The sequence below is a fragment of the Paenibacillus sp. VMFN-D1 genome (assembly GCF_003386155.1).
Taxonomy (GTDB): domain Bacteria; phylum Bacillota; class Bacilli; order Paenibacillales; family Paenibacillaceae; genus Paenibacillus_AQ; species Paenibacillus_AQ favisporus.
In genome coordinates, this window is the sequence record NZ_QRDU01000005.1 from 501,780 (window position 1) to 525,345 (window position 23,566).

Genomic DNA, 23,566 nt, shown 5'->3' on the forward strand with positions numbered 1-23,566 from the left:
AACACGGCGACTACCATTGCCCCTTTGATCCGTTATGGTGATTCCATGGCAAATAACCCGTTGTAAAGGAGTGATTGGCATTGCGGAACAGCTGGTACCGCCGAATGCTGCTTTCGTATTTTCCTATCTTTTTGATCACTGTAACGATTCTTGTGTTCCTGTCCTTCCTCGTCGTCAATGAAATTTCCCAGAAGGAGACGGTTAAGGCGGATCAGATTTCTACGGGATATATCGTGGACACGGTCCAGATGGCCCTAAAGGAAATCGAAATGAACGCACTGGATGAGGTGGAGCGAAACAGCCGCTACAACGATTTTCTTCAGGCGGACGGTCCGCATGAGCGGGATGCGGTATATGCGGTCGTGGACAGCCTGCGAACCCTGGCTGCCAAAGACGAGCTTGTGGATTCTGTGTACGTGTACCGCAGCGGCGATCGGCAGACGCTCACAACGAGCGGTCTCCTGGCGTGGGACGAGTTTGCCGACAGGCCGTTTGTCGAGCAGGCGCTGGGCCAGCCGGCATACCAGGGCTGGTCCCCGATCCGCGACTATCATGAAATGGGGAGCGATGCGAAGCGGCGGGTCATCTCTATGTACAAACGGGCCCCGCTTCCGTTCGGCACGCAGGGCTTTGTCGTCATTAACGTCAACATGTATGCGCTGGAGCAGAAAATCCGGACCATGAAAGATACCGATGTGTCCTTTCTTCAAATCCGCGACCGGGAAGGAAATCTCATCTTCTCGACGCGTCCATCCGAACCGGGAGGCGCAGAGGCTGCAGAAGGCCGCATTTTGAACCGTATTCCGTTCCAAGCTACCGGCTGGACGTTTGAGAGCGGGATCGCAGCGGGCCAGCTGTTTACGTGGGTGTCGGTCGTTTCGTACATCTGGATCGTCATCGGCGTAGGCACCGTGCTGGCAGCCGTCGCCTACTTACTGTATATCACCAAGCGCAATTATAAACCGATCCGCGCCATGATGCACCGGATCGAAGCCGTCCGTGACCGGATGGATCCTCCGGGCGGCGCCAAGAGCGACGAGCTGCTTCTGATCGACCGGGCATTGGAAAATTTAATCCGGCAGACCGCCGACTACGAGAAGCAGCAGCAGGAGAACATGCTGATCGCCAGAAGGCAGCTGTTCATCGACCTCGTTCAGGGGGAACGCCTTGGGGATGCAGGCGAGCGTCTGGACCGATTGAAGCCGCTGCCGGAACAGGTCACGGGGCCGTATCTGCTTGTCCTCGTGGAAATACTGGAATTTCCGCGTTTTCAGCAAGGCTTTTCGGTTCAGGACCAGAGCACGCTCAAGTTTGCGCTGACCAATGTGCTGCAGGAAATGGCCCGCGACGAAGGCTTGCACGGCTGGGGGGAATGGACGGAAGCGAACCGGATGGGCCTGCTGCTCGGTGTGAGCCCGGATGTGACGGAAGAAGAGACGCAGGAGAGAATTCGAAGGCTATCGGAGCGGGGCATCGCCTGGACCAATGACCATTTGGGCTTGTCCCTGATGGTCAGCGTCGGACCGCGTTCGGACTCGTGGGAAGAGGTATCCGCCTCGTATCAGGCGGCGGCCAGGGCGCTGCAGCATAAGCTGTCGCTTGGCCAGAGGGCGTTTATTCTCAGCGAGGACATGCCGGTTAATGCGGCGACCCGAACGTATACCCACCTGCAGGGCATCGCCGAATTCGTGAAGCAGTTCCGGCTGTCCGACGGCGATTGGCGGAGCCGTCTTGAGCGGATTTTTGACGACCTGAAAGCCGATGCCTTGAAGGATGAGGATATCCGCATGCTGCTGCTGACGATGATGGAAATGCTGGCGCGGGAGGTCGGGGACCTGTCCGAACAGCTGCAGTCCTGTTTTACGGGCGAGCGGGCCGGATCTTGGCGCCGGGCTGTTGAAGAGACGACGTCGCTGGAACAGCTGCGATCCTTATTTACGGAGCAGCTGGCAGAGATTTACCGTACGTTCGTTGCCGTCAGTGAAACGAAAAGCCACCGGGCGATGATCGTGGAGATGAAGGCGTACATCGAAGAGAATTTTGCCGATCCGGATCTGTCGCTGAAGCATCTGAGCGACCGCTTCCAGATCTCTGGCAAATACGCGAGTTACCTGTTCAAGGAAGAGTTCAACATGAAATTCGTCGACTTCATGGTCCAGCTGCGGATGGCCAAAGCGGAACGGCTGCTGCTGGAAACCGACGATACCGTCCAGCACATTGCGCTTCAGGTCGGCTACGCCAATTCCATTACCTTCGGCCGGACGTTCAAGCGGGAGGTGGGTGTGACCCCGGGCGATTACCGCAAATTAAAGGCGAAGACGCAGCGTGACGTTCCGATTTAAGGAACGCGTTCGAGGGCAGATGCAGGAGCCGTAAGCGGTCCACCAAGCCTTGCGGCTGCTGGCCTGAGCGGTATTTTGAAAATAGTTTATTGCCGGAAAACGGTTTGCTCTACAGGGTGTCATAGGTTTCCTGCCTCTACGCCCAAACGGTTTATCGATCCGAAACTGGTTTATTGTCCAGCCGCCGCATCCCGTGACATACTGTGGGCATTCCCGCTGATGCGGTAACCGGCCCGATTGAAAGCGTAAACAATAATCCGCTTGCCATTCAGCGGAGCCGGCATGAAAAGATGAAGGGATGATACGAATGGTTGGGAACAGGAACACAAGATCTTTGGCAAAATCGGTTCGCTTCATGTCAGCCGTGCTGGTCGCGGGCAGTATGCTGTTGTCTGCATGTTCGCCCAAATCGGAACAGGCGGCCTCGGAAGGATCCGGATCAGGATCCGGGTCCTCAGGCAAACAGGTGACCCTGTCGGTAGAGGTGTTCGACCGCGGCAATTCGCCTTCGGGGTATACCATCAAAGATAATTATTGGACCCGCTGGGTTCAGGAGAAGTTCGGCACTCCTAATCAGATTCAGATGAATTACGTTCCCGTCCCGCGTTCGGAGGAAGTCGAGAAGCTGAACGTGCTGATGGCGAGCGGCGGGGATGTGCCGGACATCGTGTTCACGTATGATTCCAGCACCTTTTACCGATATGCGCTGCAGGGCGGGCTGACGGACTTGACGGAGCTGATCGACGAGTACGGGCCGAACCTGAAAAAGTTTCTTGGCGACGAGGTGCTGAACTATGGAAAGGTGGAAGGGAAGCTGTATGCCGTTCCGGCCAAGCGGTCGAACCTCGGCAAGTATTCCTCGTTTATCCGCAAGGACTGGCTCGACAAGCTGAGCCTGCCTGTGCCGCAGACGACGGACGAATTGTACTCGACGCTGAAAGCTTTTAAGGAAAAAGATCCGGGCGGAACCGGGGGCAAAGTGATCCCGCTCGGCATGACGATCGCTCCGGCGCAGTATGAGCCGCTGATCTGGTCTTTCATCAAGGAGACGACGGAGGAGCAGAAATATACGCTGACGCAGCAGCTCGGCTCCCGTGATTATCCGATTCTGCTTCCCGGCTTCAAGGATGCGCTCCAGTTCATGAACAAGCTGTACAACGAGGGATTGATGAGCCGGGACTTCGGGCTGGACGAGGACAAGAAGAAGATGAGCGAGGATATCTCCACCGGAAAGGTTGGCTTCTTCAGCGAGGACGACACAAATATTTACTATGCCGACGGTACCTACGAGACGCTGCAGTCCAACGTCAAGGGTGCGGAGCTCCAGGCGGTGGATGTATACACGAATGAAAAAGGTGAGCATGCCAAGCCGGAATACGCGCCGGTGGGCTTGTACGTTATGATCCCCAAATCCAGCAAGCATGCGGTAGAAGCGGTGAAATACCTGGACTGGATGGCATCGGGTGACGTGCTCTTCAACATGCAGACAGGGGTCGAGGGCGAGAACTATACAATGAAGGACGGCATCCCGGTAGCGCTGGAAAATCCGACGGAGGAAGCGAAGAACCGGATGTTCAACGCCGGCGATATGACCCTCATTACCAACGGACAGCAGCTGGGAAGCCCTGAGAAGAACAAAGAGGCCAAAGCGCTGCAGTTTCCGCCGAAGTATCAGGACGGTGCCCGGGAAGCCTTAAAGATTTCCAACTCGGATACGGTGCCGCCAGTACTGATGGACCGGCCGATCGAAGCCCAGGCCAAATACGGCAATACGCTGCTCGACAAGTTCAATGAAATGATCGTCAAGACGACGACGGTAAAACCGGAGCAGTTCGAAGCGGTGTACGATTCCCTCATGAAGGATTATATGGCCAGCGGCGGCCAGGCCGTTCTGGATGAGCGGACCAAAGTGTACGGCGAAATGAAGTCGAAATAAACCGTGCGGTTAGGCCCGTCAACAGAGGAGGAAGGCTTGTGAAAATGACGCGTTATTTGGGCAGATACTGGCAGCTGTATGCGCTTCTGCTTCTGCCGCTGGCTTATTTTATCATCTTCCGGTATGGACCGATGTACGGCATTCAGATCGCTTTCAAGGACTTCAATCTGTTTCAAGGCATTAACGGCAGCGAATGGATCGGACTGGACGCTTTCAAGGAAGTGTTCGGCATGCGGGACTTTTACAAAACGCTGCGCAACACCTTGATGCTGAATTTTCTCGATTTGCTCGTTTCGTTTCCGGCTCCGCTGATCCTGGCGATTATGCTGTATGAGCTGCGGAGCGCGTGGTTCAGGAAGCTGTCCCAAACGATCCTCTACATTCCCCATTTCATTTCCTGGGTGATTATCGGGGGCATCGTGTACCAGGTATTTGGCACCCAGTCCGGCATGATCAACAACGTCATTACGGCCTTTGGTTTTCCGGAGGTTCCCTTTTTGACGGATAAAAATACCTGGCTGATCACCTATCTGCTGGTCGGGGTATGGCAAAGCGCGGGCTGGGGGACGATCATCTACCTGGCGGCATTGACCGGCATTAACAAAGAGCTGTTCGAAGCGGCGGAGGTGGACGGGGCTACGCGGATGAGGCGCATCTGGCACATTACGCTCCCCGGCATCAAACCGACGATCGTGACCCTGCTGATCATCAACCTGGGCCACATGATTTCGATCGGCTTCGAACGCCCGTACATTATCGGCAACACGATGGTACGCGATTATTCCGACGTGCTCAGCACGTTCGTGTACCGGATCGGTCTCGAATCGGGACAGTATACGCTGGCTACCGTTGTCGGCCTGTTCCAGGCGGTGGTGGGGCTGGTATTCGTCCTCGGGGCGAACTTCGTCTCGAAGAAGCTGACCGATGAAGGCATTTTGTAACGCTGCAGGAGCATTTTTACGAGAAAGGAGTGAACGAAGATGCGATCGCAAACGTCCGGCAGGGGATTCGATATCGTCAATGCGGTGCTGCTCGGCATCGTCGTGGTGGTCTGCCTGGCCCCGTTCCTTCATATTCTGGCTATATCCCTCAGTTCGAGCCGCCCGGTCCTCTCCGGAGAAGTGAGCCTGCTCCCGGTCGAGCTGAACTGGGGGGCTTACCGGCAGGTGTTCAGCGACTTGTCGATGATCCGCTCGCTTGGCTTTACGGTGCTGCTCACCGTGATGCATACCGTCATGTGCATGCTGATGACCGTTGCGGCGGGGTATCCCCTCACCCAGAAAAAGCTGAAAGGCCGCAAACTGATCATGTTTTTGATCGTGGTGACGATGTTCTTCAGCGGCGGCATCATCCCGGAATACATTCTGGTCCGCAGCCTCCATCTGATCGATACGATGTGGGCGCTGATTCTGCCCGGGCTGATCAACCCTTTTTACCTGATCATCCTGATCTCGTTCTTCAACAACATCCCGGACAGCCTGGAGGAGTCGGCTGAACTGGACGGAAGCAGCCACTTCCGGACGCTCATCAGCATTATCCTGCCGCTGTCGATGCCGGTCATCGCCACGCTCAGCTTGTTCTATGCGGTGGGCCGGTGGAACGGGTTCACGGATACGCTGCTGTACATTACCAGCCCGGAGCTGTATCCGATGCAGCTGAAGCTGTATCAGCTGATCCAGAACAACATGGTGTCCGACCTGATGCAGATGGAGGGCGCGATGGTGAATCCGATGCAGCCGGAGAGCCTGAAGGCGGCGAGCGTTATTTTTGCCACCGTTCCGATTCTGCTCGTATACCCTTGGCTGCAGCGGTATTTCGTGAATGGGGTCATGATCGGCGCGGTTAAGGGGTAGGCGAATCGGAATGGAAAATAAATTTGTCGGCTGTAAGGGTCAGCTGTACCGGTTTTTCGGCAGAAGGATATGAGGCTTGGTTTGAGATTGAGATTGAGATTGAGTGAGCGATGCCCTTCGAGGGGCGAAACGCTTTTAATCGAGTAGAAGGAGGCGGCTTGATGGTTCTGGATAAGGGAGAGTATTCCTTTTCAACCTGCTGGAATATTAAACGCCACGCCGTGGGAAGCGATATGATCGAGGAAATCCGGGGGCTGGGCTTTAAGCGCGTGGAGCTCAACTATAACGTCACCCGGGAAATGCTGTCCACGATCGAACCGATGATCGAGCGCGGCGAAATCGGGATTTCCAGCGTGCATAATACGTTCCCGTTTATTGACGATCCCGATTACGGGACCGATTCGGTGCTGCTCGGATTTGAGGATGAAGCCAAGCGGAGGCGGGCGGTCGATCTGCTGGTGCAGTCAGCGGAATATGCCGCCCGTTACGGAGCGGAAGCCGTGGTCGTCCACCCGGGAGAGGTACCGTTTGAGGCCAATATCGATCAGGAGCTGAAGGCGCTCTACAAGGAGCACGGGCCCGATTCGCCGGCATACCGCAGCCTGTGGGAAGAGATGCTGGAGCGCCGGGATTCGCTGAGCGGGCATTATGCGGAGCGGATCGCGCACAGCCTGGAAGAGGCCTGCGGGCGGATCGCAGCCCAAGGATGGGACGTAACAATCGGCATCGAGACCCGGTCGCGGTGCTACCAGATGCCGACGCTGAGGGAAGCGCGCGGCATCATTGACCGCCTTCAAGGCGCCAAGATCGGCTTGTGGTACGACTTCGGCCATGGCATGATGATGGAGCGGATGGGTCTGTACGACAATGCGGCGGACATGAGCCTGATCATGGACCATATCGCCGGGATTCATATCCACGAGAGCGTGGGCTTGTCCGACCATTGGTGCCCCTATGTCCACAGTAACGATATGGCTTATTTCGACCGGTTTCTGCCGGTGATCGAAGCTGCGCCCGTGAAGGTCTATGAGCTGAAATCAGCCTGTACACCGGAGGAGATCGACCGCAGCCATGGGCTGCTGACGGCCAAGCTGGAGCGTCTGCGCGCAGCAGGCGGCCGGACCGGGACGGCGGCGCACATTCCGTTTAACGAAAGTGGTGTGGAGTAAGGATACAGTGGCATGATGAACCGAAAGCGAGTGGATAAAGCATGTATGAACAATTGGTTGCCATAAACGACCGATGCGTGGAGGAAAGCCTAAGCCGCCAAGTGCTGGACGAGGGCAGCCGTTATCATGGGGGCGTCACGGACCCGGTCAACGGCATCGCCTGGGCCAGCCATGGCGGCACGCCGATGGTCATGGCGCTCTGGGCCGCGGCGCTGATCAATCCCGATTCGCGTTATTATCATAACGAAGAGCTGCTCAGCCGGCTGGAGCACGGGGCCGAATTCCTATTGAGATTCCAGCATGCGGACGGTTCCATCTCCCCGGGCTGGACGAATATGCACTCCCCGCCGGATACGGCGTTCGTGGCAGGCGGTCTCGCCCAGGTGCACGAGCTGCTCGAAGCCCATCTCGAAAACTGGGAGCAGCTGGAGAAGGCCGCCGGCCTGGTCCGGTTGTTCCTTACCCGGACCGCCCCCGTACTGCTGACAGGCGGCTGCCATACCCCCAACCACCGGTGGGTGCTTACGGCCGCCCTTGGCTTTTTGTACCGGCTCACCGGCAAGGAGGAACTGAAGGACAGGGCCGAAGCCTGGCTGGCTGAAGGGATGGACTGCACGGAGGACGGGGAATGGACCGAGCGGAGCAACGGAATCTATAACGGGGTCAGCGACATCGTGCTGTATTATGCCGCGGAACAGCTGAACCGGCCGGAGCTGCTGGAGCCGGTCCGCCGGAACCTGCGGATGATGGCTTACCTGATTCATCCGGACGGCGAGGTGGTCACCGATTATTCCGGCCGCCAGGATTACGGGGTGAGGCATGACCTGTCCGGGTATTTTCTGATCAGCCGGCTGATGGAGCATATGGACCGGGATCCGCTGTTTGCGGCGCTCGCCGATGCCGCCGGTCAGGCGATTGTCCATCCGGGCTGGCTGCCGAACAACGCCATGATCGGCTATCTGCGCTATCCGCAGCTGCGTGAGCGGCGGGTTCAGCCGTCTCCTCTTCCCGATCGCTACCGCGTGATGATCAACCGGCATTTTAACCGCGGGCAGTACCTCCGGCAGCTGGAAAGCGCGGGCCATTACGGCCGTATTTACCACAGCCGGCTGCACACCGATTTCGGCGCTCCGGTCGGGCGGCAGCGGGACGGTCAGACCAGCCTGACCGTCATGGCGGAGACGGACTCGTTCCTGTCCCTCCGGCATGGGACCGTGCGGCTGCTGGGCGTCCGGCTGGCTTCCTCGTTCGAACCCGGCTACGTCAAAATGAACACGCTCGAGGAGCTGCCGGACGGATATCGGTTGGCCGGCGACGAGGCCAAAGGCTATTACGGACCGCTCCCCCGGACGGTACTGCCGCAGACGGCGGCGGGCGGCGGGACGAGCCCGTGGTACTTGCTGCCGCACCATTTGCGCGAGATGACGCATGAGCAGCACCATCGCGCCGAAGCGGAGCTGACCGCAGATGAAGAGGGGTTCCGGCTTCGCGTGCAGTGCCGGGAGCCTGAGGGCATGATGACGCAGGTATCCTTCGTCTTCGGCGGCGAAACGGCGTTCGCTGGGGAAGGATTGTTTCCCGCAGACGAGTCCGGCGGCGTGCTGTTCTGGAAGTCGGGCGGCGTCCGCTGCAGCGCCGGTCTGGACTGGATCGAGATGGAGGGCGGGCAGCACGGGCACTGGGCGAATGCGCTGAACAACACCGGCTTTCCTGCCGGCTGCCGCACGCTGGTCGTCAATTTGATGACGCCGTATGACTGGACGTTCACTCTGCGGCTCTCCCCGAAGGAAGGCCGTGGAAATTACGAGTGACGAAATGACGGATGGCGAAATCACAAGTGATGAAATCCCGAATGGCGAAACTCATAATGACGAAACTCATGATGACGAAAACTCCAAATGACAAAAAGGCTGTTCCCCAGGTGAAGTCACCTGATGGGGCAGCCTTTTTTAGTACAAATCCATCTAATTTCAACTAAACTCGCATGATCCTATCATTCACGCCTCGCAGCCTATCGTATTGTCTTTCAGCAAATGCCCGTAATTGGCCTTGACGAACTCGAGGACCTTGTCGTAAATGATACGATGGCCGTCCCGGTTCGGATGGATGCCGTCGGAGCAGATGAATTGGGTAAAGTCCGGATGGGCGAGAAAAGCACCCCGCACGTCGATGTATTTGGTCTTGGTCAGCTCGGACACCTTGAGGATCGTCGAATTGTAACGCTCCTGCCACCAGTAGATTTTGGTGACGCTGCCGAGAAACTTCATGATGTTTCGCTCCGCTTCGGGGTTATCCTGGCTGACCCATTTGAAGTATTTATCCGCGTTGAGGGGAGGGAGGCTCATGAGGACCGGCGTAATCGACTGGCTTTTCAGAAAATTCACCGTATCCGTCAGCATTTTCTCAAACAGCGTAAAATCCGTCTTGGGCCGGTGCTCCGCGTCCGGATTGTTGGCAATTTCGCTCCAGTTAAAATCGCAATCGTTGCCGCCGTATTCAATCAGCACCATGCTGGGCTTGCCCTTCATAATTTCTTTCTTCAGGCTGCCGATGCCCTTCATCAGCGTATTGCCGAATCTCGCCGTGTTTTTCACGGCTCCCTTTAGTTTGTCCTGAAGAAGGGATACGTAATTATCCTCAAGGATGACATATTTGCTGCGCGTTTCATCATACACGACCCCCTTGGAAATCGAGTCCCCGGAAACGATGTACGTGGCGTCCATTCCGGGCTGCAGTCTGCTGTCGCTCATTTCTTCACCTCTCCCTAACCGTTCAATTCCTTTTATTGTAATCCAGCGTTTCGCCAAGCGCAAATGATGTCGCTTTCACTTCTGAAGGGCGAATTGGTTTTGGTGGAAAATGGACAATATGGTACAGTTATAGGCAGAAAGGAGTGATTAAGCATGGCCGTATCCATTCAAATTCAGCAGACCCCGAACCCGCACTCGCTTAAAGTCAATGCGAGCCAGAGCCTGTTTGAAGGACCGAAAAGTACCTCACTGAAAAAAGGGGACGACACCGACCATCCGCTCGCCAGCGCGCTGCTCAGCATCGATGGGGTGGACAACATTTTTGGCATCGGGACGTTCGTCACCGTCAGCAAAATGCCGGATGCCGATTGGGACAACATCGTTCCGAAAATCGAAGAGGCGTTTACCAACGTCTACGGGGAGTAGTGACCGAATGTGACCGAATAATAGCCAGAGCCTCAGCACGTGCATGACATATAACCGAATGGCATGGCTATTCTTTATTCGATGGATGCCCTGACGGAATAGTTCCAAATCCGGATGGAATGAAAAAGCTCCCGCCGTGCTCTTAACCTCTTTACACAGAGGGGGAGCGCGATACGGGAGCTTTTTTGCTTATGGAAAAGTGGTCAATCCTGGCAGCCCGTTAATTGAACACGCGGTCGGGCAAAAATTGTGGCTACGAATTCGTCTGCAGCACCTGATCGATACGTACGGCCGCTTCCTGCGCCTTGAGGCACAGCTCGGCTGCTTTAAAGCAGTGTTCCTGGGTCATGGCATTCTCGGTCCGGTTCAGGCAGTCGAGAATGAGCTGGCCGAAGTAAGGGTAGCCTACCTTGCCTTTGACTTCGAAGTGCTGTTCGCCGTCCCCGTTCACCAGGTAGACATGGTCGCCGCGCGGATCGCGGGCGATGTCGATGTATTTGCGCAGCTCGATATAGCCTTCAGTGCCGAGGATGATCGTCCGGCCGTCGCCCCAGGTGCCGAGACCGTCCGGCGTAAACCAGTCGACCCGGAAATACTGGGTGGCGCCATTGTCGCCTACCAGGGTCGCGTCGCCGAAATCCTCGAGCTCGGGATAGGCCGGGTTGTTGTAATTCGCTACTTTGCTGTGCAGAACCTTGGCGTCCTTGCAGCCGGCATAGAACAGGAACTGTTCGATTTGGTGGCTCCCGATATCGCACAGAATGCCGCCGTATTTCTCCTTCTCAAAAAACCAGTCCGGACGCGACGGCGCATTCAGCCGGTGCGGGCCGAAGCCGGTCACCTGGATGACACGGCCGATGGCTCCTTTTTGCACGAGCTGTCCGGCATAGACCGCTGACTCCACATGAAGCCGCTCGCTGTAATAGACGGCGTATTTTTGGCCGGTTTCCTTCACCTTCCGGCGCGCCGCTTCCAGCTGGTTCAGCGAAGTGAACGGCGTTTTGTCCGTAAAATAGTCTTTTCCTGCGTCCATCACCTGCAGCCCAAGAGCACAGCGTTCGCTTGGCACCGCGGCTGCGGCCACCAATCGGACCTCCGGATCCCCGAGCACCTGCTCAAGGCTGTCCGCGATCTGAACCTGCGGGAACTTGTCGGCAAAAGCCTGGCTTCTCGCCGGCTCCGGATCGTAAACCCATTTCAGCGTCGCCCCGGCTTCGATCAGCCCGTTGCACATGCCATAAATATGCCCGTGGTCCAGGGCCGCCGCCGCAAACACAAACTCGCCCGGTTCCACGACATGGTTCGGCTTGCCTTCCGGCGCGTAGTTCATTCCGTCTTTATTTTGTGCGGTCATGAAGGTCACATCCTTTCGCGCATGAGCTGGGCGAATTCCTTCAGCAGCTCACGCGACGTGTATTGTTCGCTGAAATCCTCGATGCCCAGGTAGCCGTCATAGCCGACCGATTTCAGGTCATTGAGCAGTGAGGTGAAATCTACGATGCCTTCGCGCATCGGCGCCCATTTCGAACGCCATTTGACCGTTCCGTCTTCACGCGTTCCCTCGCGGACCCACTCGGCGTTTTTGATGTGAACGTGGGCGAGGTAGGGACCGAGAAGCTGAAGGCCCATCCGGGAATGCTCGAAGCCTTCGTGGATCATGTTGCCCGGATCGTACAGGACGCCGATATGGTCCGGGCTGCAGTGGCTGACCAGGCGGTGGGCGAGACCGGCGCTCGGCGCGATCGTGCCGTGATGGGTTTCGATGATGCCTTTGACGCCGTATTGCTTGGCCATTTGCTCGGCCTCTTTTAAATAACGGAGCGTCTTGTCGTACAGCTCGTTGTAGTCTGCGGTCCCGTTATACCCGGCCACGCCGAGGCGGATCATTTTCGCTCCAAGCTGCTGGGCCGTGCGGAATACATGCTCCGTATCCTTCAGATCCAGATGGTTCAGATAGGGAGTGATGCTGACGACCTCAAGTCCCTGCGAAAGGGCCAGGTCTTTGAATTTCTGCATTTGCTCCGCGGGAAGGGAGGGGTCGATCGAGCATAAATTGTTGCTCCAGAACGATGGCTTCTCGCCTGCAGCGCTTGCGGGAACTTCCTTGAAGCGCCATTCCACGCCGTCCAGTCCGGCTTCCTTGGCGGCCAGTACAAGCTCTTCAGGAGTCAGATCCGGGGTGACGACGGTAAATACCGATAGTTTCATAGGGCGATTCTCCTCTTATCGAAAATGGGCTGTCTATCAGTGAGTTCCGGATACGTCCAGCACCTTACCGCCGGCGGTTTCCTTGCGGAACGTCGAGTTTTTGATCTTCTCCTGCAGCTTGTCGTAGAACAGATCCTCGTCGAGCGGAAGGTCAACCCAATCGTCCGTCCAGGCCGACAGATGCATCGCGTTCGAGATCGTCAGGCCGCGGATGCCTTCTTCGCCCGGGGCGATCAGCTTCTCGCCGTGCAGCAGGGCATTGGTGAAGTTCTGTAAAATCCCGTTATGCTGAGGGCCGTGTCCCCCGTGCACCGGAATGTCGCATTTCCAGCATTCCGGCTGACCGAAACCGCCTGTATATTCCGCGTTGAACTGCGGCTCGGGCACGCGCAGGCGCCAGAAGGTGATTTTGTCGTCTTCGACGACGATTTTGCCGTTATCTCCGGAGAGCTCGAACCGGTTCGTTCCGGGTGCCTCGCCTACGGTGGTCACGAATACGCCGGTAGCTCCGTTTTCATATTCGACATAAGCGGTGACGTCATCTTCGACTTCAATATTGCGGTATTTACCAAAGTGGCAGAAAGCACGCACGCGCTTCGGCATCAGGCCGGTCGTCCACTGCCACAGGTCCAGCTGGTGCGGATCCTGATTCAGCAGCACGCCGCCGCCTTCGCCAGCCCAGGTGGCCCGCCATCCGCCGGAATTATAGTAGCTCTGCGAGCGGTACCAGTTGGTAATGATCCAGTTGGTCCGCTTGATATTTCCCAATTCTCCGGACTGCACCAGGTCGCGCAGCTTCGTATACAGCGGGGAGGTCCGCTGGTTGTACATAATGCCGAACAGCTTGCCCGATTGGGAAGCGGCCTCATTCATTTCACGAACCGCCTTGGTGTAGACTCCGGCCGGTTTTTCAACGATGACATGGTAACCGTTCTCAAAAGCCTGGATCGCCAGCACCGGATGATCATAATGCGGAACAGCAATCAGGACGGCATCCATCGCTTGCGAAGCGAAGAACGCCTTCGGTGTGTCGAACTTTTGCACCGATTCCGGCAGATGGGCCTGTGCCCACTCCAGACGGGCGGGGCTTGTATCGCATATCGCCGTCAGCTGCGCCCCCTTGATTTTATCCACCAAATTCAGTGCATGACTGCTTCCCATATTCCCGATGCCGATAACGCCATATCGTACTTGCTCCATCTCAATGATCCCGCCTTCCCATGGATTATGATCAAAGTTTGCAGGCATGTAAGCCATTACATCTCCCTCAAGCTTAGCCCGAATGGCATGGGAAGCAAATGGCTAAGATTAAGAGGGTTTTGCACAAAATTAAGGTGTTTTCGTAAAATGGGGATGATACAATGGCATTACATTAGACGACTATTTTCTATATATAAGGAGGGTCATTTATGGCACAGGCCATGCAGCTCGGCGCACGGCTGCCGGAAGGGCTTCGGGTACATATCAGTCACGTCCAGCTCAAAAGCGGCTTCCCAGACTGGAACCGGGCCGAAGTCGCCCCGAGCTTCCACCGGCTCTATTACATTACTGAAGGCGAAGGATCGGTCGTCATCAACGGCGTAACCTATTACCCCAAGCCGAACCAGCTGATGATCATGCCTGCGGGGACGAGCCAGACGACCTACACGTCCAAGGAAAATCCATACACGCGGTATTTCTGCCATTTTGACGCCCAGGTAGGGGAGTGGCCCTTGTTTCATGCAGACAGCAAGCTGTACATCAGCGATGTCGGCGACCCGGAGTTTATTCGAAACACTTTTAACGAGATGATCGGCCAATTTCAGGCGGGAGGTCCTTTCGCGGCCCTGCGCATGCAGGCGGGTCTGCTGCACATGCTGGCCTGCTGCTTAGAAGAAGGAGGATACACCGACTATTGGATCGATTTCATGCACCATACGGAAGGGAACAAGCTGGGCGGCGTTCTCCAGTACATCCATGACCATCTTCATGAACCGATGGAGATCGAAAAGCTGGCCGAGATCGTCCATCTGCATCCGAACTACTTTATCCCTTATTTTAAAAAAGCGATGGGCTGCACACCGATGCATTACGTCCAGCGCAAGCGTATGGAGGAAGCCAGACGCCTGCTTTCATTTACGAACGCACCCGTAGCGGACATTGCCGATCAGCTCGGAATGCAGCTGTCGCACTTTTCCCGTCAGTTCAAGGGGCATACCGGCATGTCGCCGACGGAGTATCGGGCGTGCACGCGGTAAGAATTATCCGGTATGGAGCAAGGAAAACCCGCCTGCGCCTGCAGACGGGTTATTTTTTGCTCCGGTATACGCGCTCCGGCCGTCCTACGACCCCATAGGACAGGTCGGCATAGACAATGCCGAACCCGACGAGATGCTCCAGATATCTACGGCTGGTCGAGCGGCTGATGCCGATCCGTTTGGCCACTTGATGGGCGGTTAGCCCGTCGTTCACCGTCGAAATGGTTTGAACGACCTTTTCAAGCGTCAATTTATCGATGCCTTTGGGCAGGAAAACGTCGGCCGTATTCACAGGAAGCGGCTCCGCTTTGACGGGACCTGCCAGCAGGCGGTCCACATCGCTCTGGCCAATGCTCCCAGCCGTATCCAGCCGGGATAACTCCCGTTGAAATGCGGCATAATGCAGCAGCGTTTCCTTCAGCCTGTCGAAGATGAGCGGCTTCATGAGGTAATCGAACGCACCGCTGCGGATGGCTTCCCGGATCGGTTCGATTTCCCGGGCGGCGGTAATCATGATGACATCCGTGCTGCGGTAGTGCTGGCGGATGAACAGCAGCAGATCCAAGCCGCTGGCTTGATGCAGGTAGATATCGAGAAGCACCAATTGGGGCTCCAGGATTTCCAGCTGCGATTTCGCCTGCATTTCATCCGTGGCGATGCCGACGACTTTAAATCCCGGCACTTGTTCTACGAATCGCCTGTTTATCTCTGCGATTTTGGTGTCATCCTCCACGATTAACACCTCAATCATTGGGTTTGGTTCGGACATTTCCATGAGGATGCTCCTTTCTGAATAGATCGGGTTGTTTGGGGATCGCCACCGTAAAGACCGTACCGCCGCCCGCCGTATTCCGATGGAACGTAATGTAACCGCCTAACTTATTGACCGCATGAACGACAAGGGCAAGCCCGATCCCGCGGTGTTCCCCCGGTTTGGTAGAGAAGCCCTTTTCATAGATCGTATCTCCGATGTCTTCCGGAATGCCGATTCCGTTATCCTCGCATTCGATGATCAGGTCCTCACCCAAATCTGTCAGGAACAGCGTGACTTCGCCTTTGGATTCCGAAAAGGTTTGCTGCGCAAGAACGGCTTCCATCGCGTTGTCGATCAAATTTCCGATAATGGTCACGAGCAGGCTGCGGTCCATATGGTCCGGGATGTCAGCGAACGTGCTCTCCGGATCAATCTCAAAGGAAAGCTTCAGCTCTTGGGCGTGATTGTACTTGCCGATCAGCAGCCCGCCGATGACCGGGTCCGGGATTTCCCTCATCACAAACTGAATCAAATGCTGGTGGACGTTCACTTCGCGGTTGATCAGGTCCACCGCTTCCTGGTAAGACTCCAGTTGGATCAGACCGGATATGACATAGAGCTTGTTGGAGTATTCGTGCGTCTGCGCCCGGAGCGACTCCGCAAAACGCTTGACCTGGGACAACTCTTCGGCCAGCCTGTATAATTCCGGCTTGCTGCGGAAGCTGGAGACCGCCCCGGTTAATTGATTGTTCATATCCATGATAGGAAGCCTGTTCACGATCACTTCATGGTCGCCGATCAGCATCTCCCGGTCGAACTCGGCTTCGCCGCTCCGGACTACCTCGAGCAGCCGCGTGTTCGGAAGGATATCCTCAATATGTTTTCCCATGATCGCTTCATTCTCCGACAGATTCATCAGCTGAAGAGCGAAACGGTTAGCCATCGTAATGAAGCCATCCCGGTTAATGGCGATAATTCCTTCGCGGATCGATTCCAGGACCGCCTTTTTCTCTGTATACAGCGCCCCGATTTCCTTGGGCTCAAGTCCATGAATGGAACGTCTGACGCTGCGTGCGATCAGTACGGCTCCGCTTGCCCCGACAGCCAGACCGATCAAGGAGACCAGCAATATTTCATTTTGGTACACGTCGTTTATCCGGTCAATGTTGTCGGTCAGAAAACCGACAGACACGATGCCGATCACCGTCCCGTCATCCGCAATAACAGGAGCCTTCCCGCGAACGGAAGGCCCCATGGAACCGGTGGCCTTGGACACGATCGAATGCCCCGCAAGTACCGGACCGTTGTCGCCGCCGACCATCGATTTGCCGATCCGGTCCGGCAGGGGATGCGAATACCGGATGCCTTCGCGGTTCCCTACAACGATATACTGGGCGCCGGTTTTGATCCGGACGCTTTCCGAAATAGGCTGGATTGCGGCCGAAGGATCCGGCTCAGTAAAGGCTTTTCTAATCTCCGGCATGATCGCTAGAGTTTCAGCTACTTTTAGGGCGCGCTGACCGATCTGATCCTCGAAAATGTTTGTGATCACGACATAAAAAATACCGCTCAAGCTGAGGATGATAAAGGCAATCAGGGAACAGATGATCCAAATCAGTTTTGTCTGCAGCCGCATGTTGTACTGTGCGCTCCTCCGTTTTTTGCTTTAATTGTAGCATAAAGGCTTTGAAAGGGCTTACATTTTATCGTGAACAAAATGAACAAAATGCCCATAATCGTGTTTTTAGATCTTATGTGCTTAACATTTGCTAAAGCTGCCGCGGGTGATATGCTGAGAACCACAAAAAGAAAGCGCATACATTGCGATGACACCAAGTTGATAAGGGTGTAGATGAACTTTTCGAAAGGGGTATCCAGATGAATAAAAAAATGATGAGCAAAACCTGGAAAGTGATACCTGCGGCCATTCTGGCGCTTAGTTTGGCGGCTTGTGCCAACGGGGGAGCAGCAAAAGAGGGCACTTCAGCCAAAAAATCCAATTATCCCGACAAAGCGTTAACGCTCGTGGCCCCATCGGGTGCGGGCGGGGGATGGGATATGACGGCCCGTACCATTGCGAAAGTATTGACCGAGACAAAGGCTGTCAGCAAGGCTATTACGGTTGAAAATAAACCGGGCGGAGGCGGCGCCGTGTTTATGGCCGAGTACGCGACCAAGGACAAGAAGGATGACTACAAATTGTTTGTCAACTCTCCGCCGATCCTGATCAACAATTTAAAAAAGGAGGGCAATTCGCCATATGGCTATCAGGATACGACGCCGCTGGCTCAGCTGACGAAGGACTATGGCGCCATTGCCGTAGCGGCTGACTCGAAATACAACGATCTGAAGTCACTGCTCGATGATTTGAAAGCCGATCCGACCAAGTTCACGATCGCCGGCGGATCGGCTCCCGGCTCTATGGATCATCTCGTATCCATTCTGCCGGCATTCAAGTACGGGATTGACCCCAAGAGCGTCAAGTACGTTTCTTACGACGGGGGCGGCGAAGCCATTACCGCACTGCTTGGCGGCAACGCCGATGTACTGGGTACGGATGCCTCGTCGCTTGACCAGTATTTAAAGGCCGGAAAAATCAAAGTGCTCGGCGTGGCCGCACCTGAACGTCTGGGAGGAAGCTTAAAAGACGTGCCGACGATGAAGGAGCAGGGAATTGACGCGGAATTCCTCATTTGGCGGGGGATATTCGGACCTAAGGAAATGAGCGCTGAAGCGAAGAGCTATTAGGATCAGGCCATCCAAAAAATGACCGAGACGAAAGAGTGGGCGGCCGAGATGACGGCGAACAATTGGGAAAGCGATTATAAGAACAGCGACGATTTCAAGGCTTTCCTGGCTCAACAAAATGATCAGCTGAAAGAAATGCTGACGGCACTCGGCATGCAGAAGTAACGGCTTAGGCCATGCAGGGGCAGGGAAAGGGATGGAGACTTCCTTTACTTCCTTTTTCCCTGCTTGAAGAGGAGGCGTGAAGACTATGAATCATTCATTTGACCGCTATGCCGGCATCGTATTTTGTGCGATCGGCATCGCTTTTGTCATCGGGAGCACCAGCATATCGACAAGCGCCTATGGCAGCAACGTCGGCGCGAACATCTTTCCGATGTTTCTCGGCGCATTTCTTTCGCTGATGAGCATCAGGCTGATATATGAAACCTTCCGCAGGCAGCAGAAGCAGCAAAATCGGGAAAAGCTCGATTACAAGCGTTTCGGTATTATTTTTACGGCCGCCGTGCTGTACGCCCTTTTCCTGGAGGATATCGGATTCGTTATTTCAACGTTCCTGTTCCTGATGATCGGCTTTCAAACGATGCAGCGGGGCCGGATCTGGATATCGGCCGTGATCTCCGCCTGCTTTTCTTACGGTGTGTATTATCTGTATGTCAACGTGCTGGATGGTACCCTGCCCGGTTTTCCATCTTGGTTAGTCTTATTCTAGGGGGTTAAACAATGAGCACAGTTGAATATTTGCTGCATGGACTTGGGACGGCAATGCAGTGGCATAATCTGGTCTTTGTATTTTTTGGAGTCTTGATCGGCACCGTCGTTGGCGTTCTGCCAGGCATCGGTCCGATGAGCGGCGTGGCGCTGCTGATTCCGATTACCGCAACCATGACATCGGGCCTGAGTCCGGAAGAAGCGGCTACAAGTTCCATTATTCTGCTGGCTGGCGTATATTACGGCGCCATGTACGGCGGGTCCACAACCTCCATTCTGCTCAATACGCCGGGCGAATCCTCGTCTGTCGTCACGACTTTGGACGGATATCAAATGGCGAAGCAGGGGCGGGCGGGTGCAGCGCTCGCGATATCGGCCATCGGTTCGTTTGCCGCAGGTATTATCTCTTTGGTTGGGCTCATCTTCCTGGCCCGCCCATTATCGGCTGTTGCGATCAAATTTGGTCCCGCCGAATACTTTTCGCTGATGGTGCTCGGACTCCTTGCGATCAGCGGCCTGGCCGGCAAATCGATGGTCAAGGCGCTGATGATGACGGCACTCGGCCTGCTTCTGGCGACGATCGGGATCGACAGCGTATCCGGCGTAGAGCGGTTTACCTTCGGGATTCCGGAGCTTTATCAGGGGCTGGAATTTTTGACGATCGCAGTCGGCATGTTCGCGGTGGGTGAAGTGTTCAAAACCATTTTGGAACGGGACCATAACGACGGAGAAATCGCAAAAATCAGCCGCATTCTGCCAACGAAGCAGGATATGAAGGATAGCGCCGCACCGATCGCGCGCGGTTCTATTCTTGGCTTCTTTATCGGTCTGCTGCCGGGAGCAGGAGCCATTCTCGCGTCCTTTTTTGCATATATTGTAGAAAAAAAGATCAGCAAGCATCCCGAGAAATTCGGGAAAGGCGCCATCGAAGGCGTAGCGTCACCCGAATCGGCCAATAATGCGGCTTCCGGCGGGGCCATGATTCCACTGCTCAGTTTGGGGATTCCGTCTTCCGGTACGACGGCCATTTTGATGGGTGCCTTCATTATGTACAATGTGCAGCCGGGCCCATTGCTGTTTCAGGATCATCCCCAGCTGGCCTGGGGCGTTATAGCCAGTATGTTTGTCGGCAACCTGATGCTGCTGATTCTCAACATGCCGCTCGTCAAGCTGTTTGCCAAGGTGATCGAGACCCCTGCCAAGTACTTGATCCCTTTAATCATTGTCTTTTCGGTCTTCGGAGTGTACGCCGTTCAGTATTCAACGTTCGATCTTCTCTTAATTATGGGCTGCGGCGTGGTCGGTTATGTATTGTCCAAAAACGACTTTCCGCTCGCTCCCCTCGTCCTGGGACTTATTCTTGGACCCATGATGGAAAATAACATGCGGCGCGCACTGACGATTTCCAACGGTGATTTTATGATCTTCCTCCAGAAGCCGGTCTCCCTTGTATTTCTGATCATTGGACTGCTGTGGATTACGATTCCGTTAATCCTGAAGCTGAAAGGCCGGAGAGTTCTTATTAATGAGGAAGGCTAGGAAAGGAAACGGCACTTATGGATATGGAGTGGTTACTTCTAGGTCTATTAAAAATTATCGTCATTAATATCGTGCTGAGCGGCGATAACGCTGTCGTTATCGCTCTCGCCTGCAAAAACCTGCCGCCCGAACAGAGGAAGAAAGCGGTCTTCTTCGGCAGCTTCGGTGCGATTGTGCTTCGCTTCGTACTGACCATTGCCGCCGTTTGGCTGCTGCAGATACCTTTCGTTCAATTGGCAGGAGGCATCCTGTTGCTCTGGATTGCGCTTAAACTCATGCAGGGTGAAGCCGAAGAGGGGAAGCTTGAAGCAAGCACCCGACTCGCAAAAGCCATTAAAACGATTATGATCGCCGACTTGGTGATGAGCCTTGATAATGTGGTGGCCGTGGCTGGAGCGGCGTCGGGAAATTATCTCTTAATTGCCCTTGGACTTGCCGTCAGCATTCCGTTGATTATTTGGGGCAGCAGACTGCTGATGACTCTAATGAGCCGTTTTCCGGTTATCGTTATTGTTGGCGTTGCTCTTCTCGGGTACACGTCGGGTGAAATGATTCTAAAAGAGACGAGGTTGGCCAATATCACGGATGCCTTGCCTCATGCGCTTCACACGATCATTCCACTGGTACTCGCCGTTGGGATTGTTCTGGGAGGCAGACTGCTGCAGCATTACCGTCAGTTGCATGAATCCCGGACCGATGCAGGTGCAAGTACCCCACAAAGATAAAGAACGGAGGTAAACACATGGGTGGTTTGGAGACCAAGGCGATTGTGGATATTAATCAGACGGCTAACCGGTTTACATCCAGTATCGTGCTTAGAACCGGTGGCCGGGCGATCGATGTCAAGAGCATCCTCGGTTTGAGCTTTTCGATGTTGAGCCGGGAGCAGTATCAGCTTGAAATTTACGGTCCTGACGAAGCGGCGGCCACGACAGCGATGAAAGAGGCGTTTGCCAGGCACGGCCTTAGGGTTGAAATTTGACGGAGGAGAGTGGAAGGCATGGCTGTGCCTAAATCAGGGAGCACGAATATCATCGTCCGGGTGGAAATGGACAAGGCCTCGGCAGCGTTTGGAAGAATTGCCATGGCTATCGGGGATTCAGGAGGAGATATTGTAGCTATTGATGTCAGCGGTACCGGTAAAGTAACGACGATCCGGGACCTGACGGTTAACATTACGGACACGGGGGCGAAGGATTTAATTGTCCAGGTGCTGAATAAGCTGCCCGGCGTGAAGGTTTTGCAGGTTTCCGACCAGACCTTCCTGATGCATTTGGGAGGCAAAATCGAAGTGACGCCGAAAATGGCCATCAAATCCAGGGATGATCTGTCCCGTGTCTATACACCCGGCGTTGCCAGTGTATGTATGGCGATTCATGAGGACCCGTCCCGTGCCCATACCCTTACTATCAAACGCAACACGGTTGCGGTGGTGTCGGACGGGAGCGCCGTGCTTGGACTCGGGAATATCGGCCCACTCGCCGCCATGCCCGTGATGGAGGGAAAAGCGATGCTGTTCAAGCAGCTCGCGGGGGTGGATGCCTTTCCCATCTGTCTGGACTCGCAGGATACGGAAGAAATCATCGCGACGATCAAACGGATTGCTCCCGCATTTGGAGGCATTAATTTGGAGGACATTTCGTCTCCGCGCTGCTTTGAAATCGAGAGGCGGCTGATCGAGGAGCTGGACATCCCCGTGTTTCACGACGACCAGCATGGGACGGCTGTGGTACTGCTGGCGGGCCTTTATAATGCAGTGAAATTGGTCGGAAAGAGACTTGAGGATTGCAAAATCGTCCTTTGCGGCATCGGCGCTGCCGGCATCGCTTGTACCAAGATCCTTCAAGCTGCCGGCGTTACGCGGATCGTGGGGGTGGATCGGGAGGGTGCTATCGTTCGAGGGAACGAGTATACACATGATGCCTGGCGTTGGTACGCCGAGCATACGAATCCGGACAAAGAGTCGGGAACCTTATCGGACGTGATTGTGGATGCTGACATTTTTATCGGTGTGTCGGGTCCCGGAGTTTTAAGTCGTGGGGATATCGGCAAAATGGCTCCCGATCCGATCGTCTTCGCGATGGCAAACCCAACCCCGGAGATTGCGCCGGAGGAAGCCGAAGGGATCGTCCGGGTGATCGCTACCGGAAGATCAGATTATCCGAACCAAATAAACAACGTCCTTTGTTTTCCGGGATTGTTCCGCGGCGTGCTCGATTGCCGGGCCTCCAGGGTGACGGAGGAGATGAAGATAGCTGCCGCCAAGGCCATTGCTTCCGTTGTCGGGGAGGATGAGCTGAACGAGCAATATATTATCCCTAGTGTCTTTAACCCCCATGTAGCAGAAAAGGTAAAAGAAGCCGTGGTTCAGGCAGCCTATGCTTCAGGTGTAGCTAGAAGAAGGGAGCGCGGTTTCTAAGCGATTATCAATTCCAGCTTATATGTAATGGGAGGCCGCGAGCGATCGCGGCTATTTGTATAGTAGGGTACATGATGGAGTCGAAATTCCCAAAGAACGAATTCCTAACTTCATATATTAGTTAGCTGGCTGGGAGGTGGACAGTAGAACATTTTAGTTACAAACTCAATTTGAGTTCCATGTTATAAGGCGACTTATAAGGCGAAAGGAAATGGAATATTTTTCAACTTGTTAAAAAAGTACTGACGTGGTACATTATAAATCCGGCCGCTGATAAGGCGCCGGCAAGCAAAAAAGAAAATTAAAAAAAGCTTGCAATTAAGAAGTGAACATGATATATTATAAGAGTTGCTGCTGAAATACTGAGTGGTAACGAAACGAAGTTTGATCTTTGAAAACTGAACAACGAGTGAGTATAAACGCGAAGGTCTTATGACCGGAGCGATTGAGATTAAATCAATCTCGTCAGATTCA

19 protein-coding genes and 1 pseudogene are annotated in these 23,566 nt (G+C 54.9%); 14 read left to right on the forward strand and 6 right to left on the reverse strand.

The annotated features are described in order from the left end of the window. Positions 1–80: 80 nt before the first annotated feature. From C7820_RS28630 to C7820_RS28655, 6 genes are all read left to right on the forward strand, one after another. The gene (locus C7820_RS28630) at positions 81–2,342 is read left to right on the forward strand and encodes a helix-turn-helix domain-containing protein (RefSeq protein ID WP_116233918.1); all 2,262 of its coding nucleotides are present in this window, start codon (positions 81–83) and stop codon (positions 2,340–2,342) included. Between the two features lie 307 nt (positions 2,343–2,649). Then, positions 2,650–4,278 (forward strand): extracellular solute-binding protein, encoded by a 1,629-nt coding sequence (locus C7820_RS28635; protein ID WP_116233919.1) that lies wholly within the window; start codon positions 2,650–2,652, stop codon positions 4,276–4,278. A 44-nt stretch (positions 4,279–4,322) separates the two neighbouring features. Next, on the forward strand, positions 4,323–5,219 hold the full coding sequence (locus C7820_RS28640) for an ABC transporter permease (protein WP_116233970.1): 897 nt from the start codon (positions 4,323–4,325) through the stop codon (positions 5,217–5,219). A 39-nt stretch (positions 5,220–5,258) separates the two neighbouring features. After that, positions 5,259–6,131 (forward strand): carbohydrate ABC transporter permease, encoded by an 873-nt coding sequence (locus C7820_RS28645; protein ID WP_116233920.1) that lies wholly within the window; start codon positions 5,259–5,261, stop codon positions 6,129–6,131. A 161-nt stretch (positions 6,132–6,292) separates the two neighbouring features. Continuing rightward, a complete protein-coding gene (locus C7820_RS28650; RefSeq protein WP_116233921.1) occupies positions 6,293–7,300 on the forward strand; it encodes a sugar phosphate isomerase/epimerase family protein in 1,008 nt (335 codons plus the stop codon). Between the two features lie 41 nt (positions 7,301–7,341). After that, positions 7,342–9,111 (forward strand): prenyltransferase/squalene oxidase repeat-containing protein, encoded by a 1,770-nt coding sequence (locus tag C7820_RS28655; RefSeq protein ID WP_116233922.1) that lies wholly within the window; start codon positions 7,342–7,344, stop codon positions 9,109–9,111. 186 nt (positions 9,112–9,297) lie between these two features. On the opposite strand, the gene C7820_RS28660 is transcribed toward C7820_RS28655, so the two are convergent. Beyond that, positions 9,298–10,050, reverse strand: coding sequence for an SGNH/GDSL hydrolase family protein (locus tag C7820_RS28660; RefSeq protein WP_116233923.1), 753 nt, complete (start codon positions 10,048–10,050; stop codon positions 9,298–9,300). A gap of 153 nt (positions 10,051–10,203) precedes the next feature. On the opposite strand from C7820_RS28660, the gene C7820_RS28665 reads away from it, so the two are divergent. Further along, positions 10,204–10,476, forward strand: coding sequence for a NifU N-terminal domain-containing protein (locus C7820_RS28665; protein WP_116233924.1), 273 nt, complete (start codon positions 10,204–10,206; stop codon positions 10,474–10,476). 253 nt (positions 10,477–10,729) lie between these two features. On the opposite strand, the gene C7820_RS28670 is transcribed toward C7820_RS28665, so the two are convergent. From C7820_RS28670 to C7820_RS28680, 3 genes are read right to left on the reverse strand one after another with little or no spacing between them, the layout of a single operon-like run. Then, on the reverse strand, positions 10,730–11,830 hold the full coding sequence (locus C7820_RS28670; protein ID WP_116233925.1) for a Gfo/Idh/MocA family protein: 1,101 nt from the start codon (positions 11,828–11,830) through the stop codon (positions 10,730–10,732). Between the two features lie 5 nt (positions 11,831–11,835). Beyond that, complete coding sequence (locus C7820_RS28675) at positions 11,836–12,684, reverse strand: sugar phosphate isomerase/epimerase family protein (protein WP_116233926.1); 849 nt, start codon at positions 12,682–12,684, stop codon at positions 11,836–11,838. Positions 12,685–12,720: 36 nt separating this feature from the next. Continuing rightward, positions 12,721–13,884, reverse strand: coding sequence for a Gfo/Idh/MocA family protein (locus C7820_RS28680; RefSeq protein ID WP_116233971.1), 1,164 nt, complete (start codon positions 13,882–13,884; stop codon positions 12,721–12,723). Between the two features lie 209 nt (positions 13,885–14,093). On the opposite strand from C7820_RS28680, the gene C7820_RS28685 reads away from it, so the two are divergent. Next, positions 14,094–14,921, forward strand: a complete 828-nt coding sequence (locus tag C7820_RS28685; protein ID WP_116233927.1) for an AraC family transcriptional regulator — start codon at positions 14,094–14,096, stop codon at positions 14,919–14,921. A gap of 49 nt (positions 14,922–14,970) precedes the next feature. Here C7820_RS28685 and C7820_RS28690 read toward each other — a convergent pair whose 3' ends face one another. Both C7820_RS28690 and C7820_RS28695 read right to left on the reverse strand, forming a co-directional pair. Beyond that, complete coding sequence (locus C7820_RS28690) at positions 14,971–15,690, reverse strand: response regulator (RefSeq protein ID WP_116233972.1); 720 nt, start codon at positions 15,688–15,690, stop codon at positions 14,971–14,973. Beyond that, the gene (locus C7820_RS28695) at positions 15,665–17,311 is read right to left on the reverse strand and encodes an ATP-binding protein (protein WP_116233928.1); all 1,647 of its coding nucleotides are present in this window, start codon (positions 17,309–17,311) and stop codon (positions 15,665–15,667) included. Before C7820_RS28695 ends, C7820_RS28690 begins: the two co-directional genes overlap by 26 nt. A gap of 242 nt (positions 17,312–17,553) precedes the next feature. Here C7820_RS28695 and C7820_RS28700 point away from each other — a divergent pair. The 6 genes and pseudogenes from C7820_RS28700 to C7820_RS28725 all read left to right on the forward strand — a co-directional run bounded on the left by C7820_RS28700 (position 17,554) and on the right by C7820_RS28725 (position 23,092). After that, a pseudogene (locus C7820_RS28700) lies at positions 17,554–18,588 on the forward strand (tripartite tricarboxylate transporter substrate binding protein). Between the two features lie 85 nt (positions 18,589–18,673). Further along, a complete protein-coding gene (locus C7820_RS28705; protein WP_116233929.1) occupies positions 18,674–19,135 on the forward strand; it encodes a tripartite tricarboxylate transporter TctB family protein in 462 nt (153 codons plus the stop codon). Between the two features lie 11 nt (positions 19,136–19,146). Continuing rightward, positions 19,147–20,673 (forward strand): tripartite tricarboxylate transporter permease, encoded by a 1,527-nt coding sequence (locus C7820_RS28710; RefSeq protein ID WP_116233930.1) that lies wholly within the window; start codon positions 19,147–19,149, stop codon positions 20,671–20,673. A 23-nt stretch (positions 20,674–20,696) separates the two neighbouring features. Continuing rightward, positions 20,697–21,398: a TerC family protein gene (locus C7820_RS28715; RefSeq protein WP_116233973.1), complete on the forward strand. Its 702-nt coding sequence runs from the start codon at positions 20,697–20,699 to the stop codon at positions 21,396–21,398. A 17-nt stretch (positions 21,399–21,415) separates the two neighbouring features. Beyond that, positions 21,416–21,655: an HPr family phosphocarrier protein gene (locus C7820_RS28720; protein ID WP_116233931.1), complete on the forward strand. Its 240-nt coding sequence runs from the start codon at positions 21,416–21,418 to the stop codon at positions 21,653–21,655. A gap of 18 nt (positions 21,656–21,673) precedes the next feature. Continuing rightward, entirely contained in the window at positions 21,674–23,092 is a 1,419-nt protein-coding gene (locus tag C7820_RS28725; protein WP_089548614.1) for an NAD-dependent malic enzyme, read from the forward strand. Positions 23,093–23,566 lie beyond the last annotated feature (474 nt).

Excerpts from the sequence above, each read along its gene's own strand:
- C7820_RS28635 (WP_116233919.1), top strand. The coding sequence starts at position 2,650 with ATGGTTGGGAACAGGAACACAAGATCTTTGGCAAAATCGGTTCGCTTC.
- C7820_RS28640 (WP_116233970.1), top strand. The coding sequence starts at position 4,323 with ATGACGCGTTATTTGGGCAGATACTGGCAGCTGTATGCGCTTCTGCTT.
- C7820_RS28645 (WP_116233920.1), top strand. The coding sequence starts at position 5,259 with ATGCGATCGCAAACGTCCGGCAGGGGATTCGATATCGTCAATGCGGTG.
- C7820_RS28650 (WP_116233921.1), top strand. The coding sequence starts at position 6,293 with ATGGTTCTGGATAAGGGAGAGTATTCCTTTTCAACCTGCTGGAATATT.
- C7820_RS28655 (WP_116233922.1), top strand. The coding sequence starts at position 7,342 with ATGTATGAACAATTGGTTGCCATAAACGACCGATGCGTGGAGGAAAGC.
- C7820_RS28660 (WP_116233923.1), bottom strand. The coding sequence starts at position 10,050 with ATGAGCGACAGCAGACTGCAGCCCGGAATGGACGCCACGTACATCGTT.
- C7820_RS28665 (WP_116233924.1), top strand. The coding sequence starts at position 10,204 with ATGGCCGTATCCATTCAAATTCAGCAGACCCCGAACCCGCACTCGCTT.
- C7820_RS28670 (WP_116233925.1), bottom strand. The coding sequence starts at position 11,830 with ATGACCGCACAAAATAAAGACGGAATGAACTACGCGCCGGAAGGCAAG.
- C7820_RS28675 (WP_116233926.1), bottom strand. The coding sequence starts at position 12,684 with ATGAAACTATCGGTATTTACCGTCGTCACCCCGGATCTGACTCCTGAA.
- C7820_RS28680 (WP_116233971.1), bottom strand. The coding sequence starts at position 13,884 with ATGGAGCAAGTACGATATGGCGTTATCGGCATCGGGAATATGGGAAGC.
- C7820_RS28685 (WP_116233927.1), top strand. The coding sequence starts at position 14,094 with ATGGCACAGGCCATGCAGCTCGGCGCACGGCTGCCGGAAGGGCTTCGG.
- C7820_RS28690 (WP_116233972.1), bottom strand. The coding sequence starts at position 15,690 with ATGTCCGAACCAAACCCAATGATTGAGGTGTTAATCGTGGAGGATGAC.
- C7820_RS28695 (WP_116233928.1), bottom strand. The coding sequence starts at position 17,311 with ATGCGGCTGCAGACAAAACTGATTTGGATCATCTGTTCCCTGATTGCC.
- C7820_RS28705 (WP_116233929.1), top strand. The coding sequence starts at position 18,674 with ATGAATCATTCATTTGACCGCTATGCCGGCATCGTATTTTGTGCGATC.
- C7820_RS28710 (WP_116233930.1), top strand. The coding sequence starts at position 19,147 with ATGAGCACAGTTGAATATTTGCTGCATGGACTTGGGACGGCAATGCAG.
- C7820_RS28715 (WP_116233973.1), top strand. The coding sequence starts at position 20,697 with ATGGAGTGGTTACTTCTAGGTCTATTAAAAATTATCGTCATTAATATC.
- C7820_RS28720 (WP_116233931.1), top strand. The coding sequence starts at position 21,416 with ATGGGTGGTTTGGAGACCAAGGCGATTGTGGATATTAATCAGACGGCT.
- C7820_RS28725 (WP_089548614.1), top strand. The coding sequence starts at position 21,674 with ATGGCTGTGCCTAAATCAGGGAGCACGAATATCATCGTCCGGGTGGAA.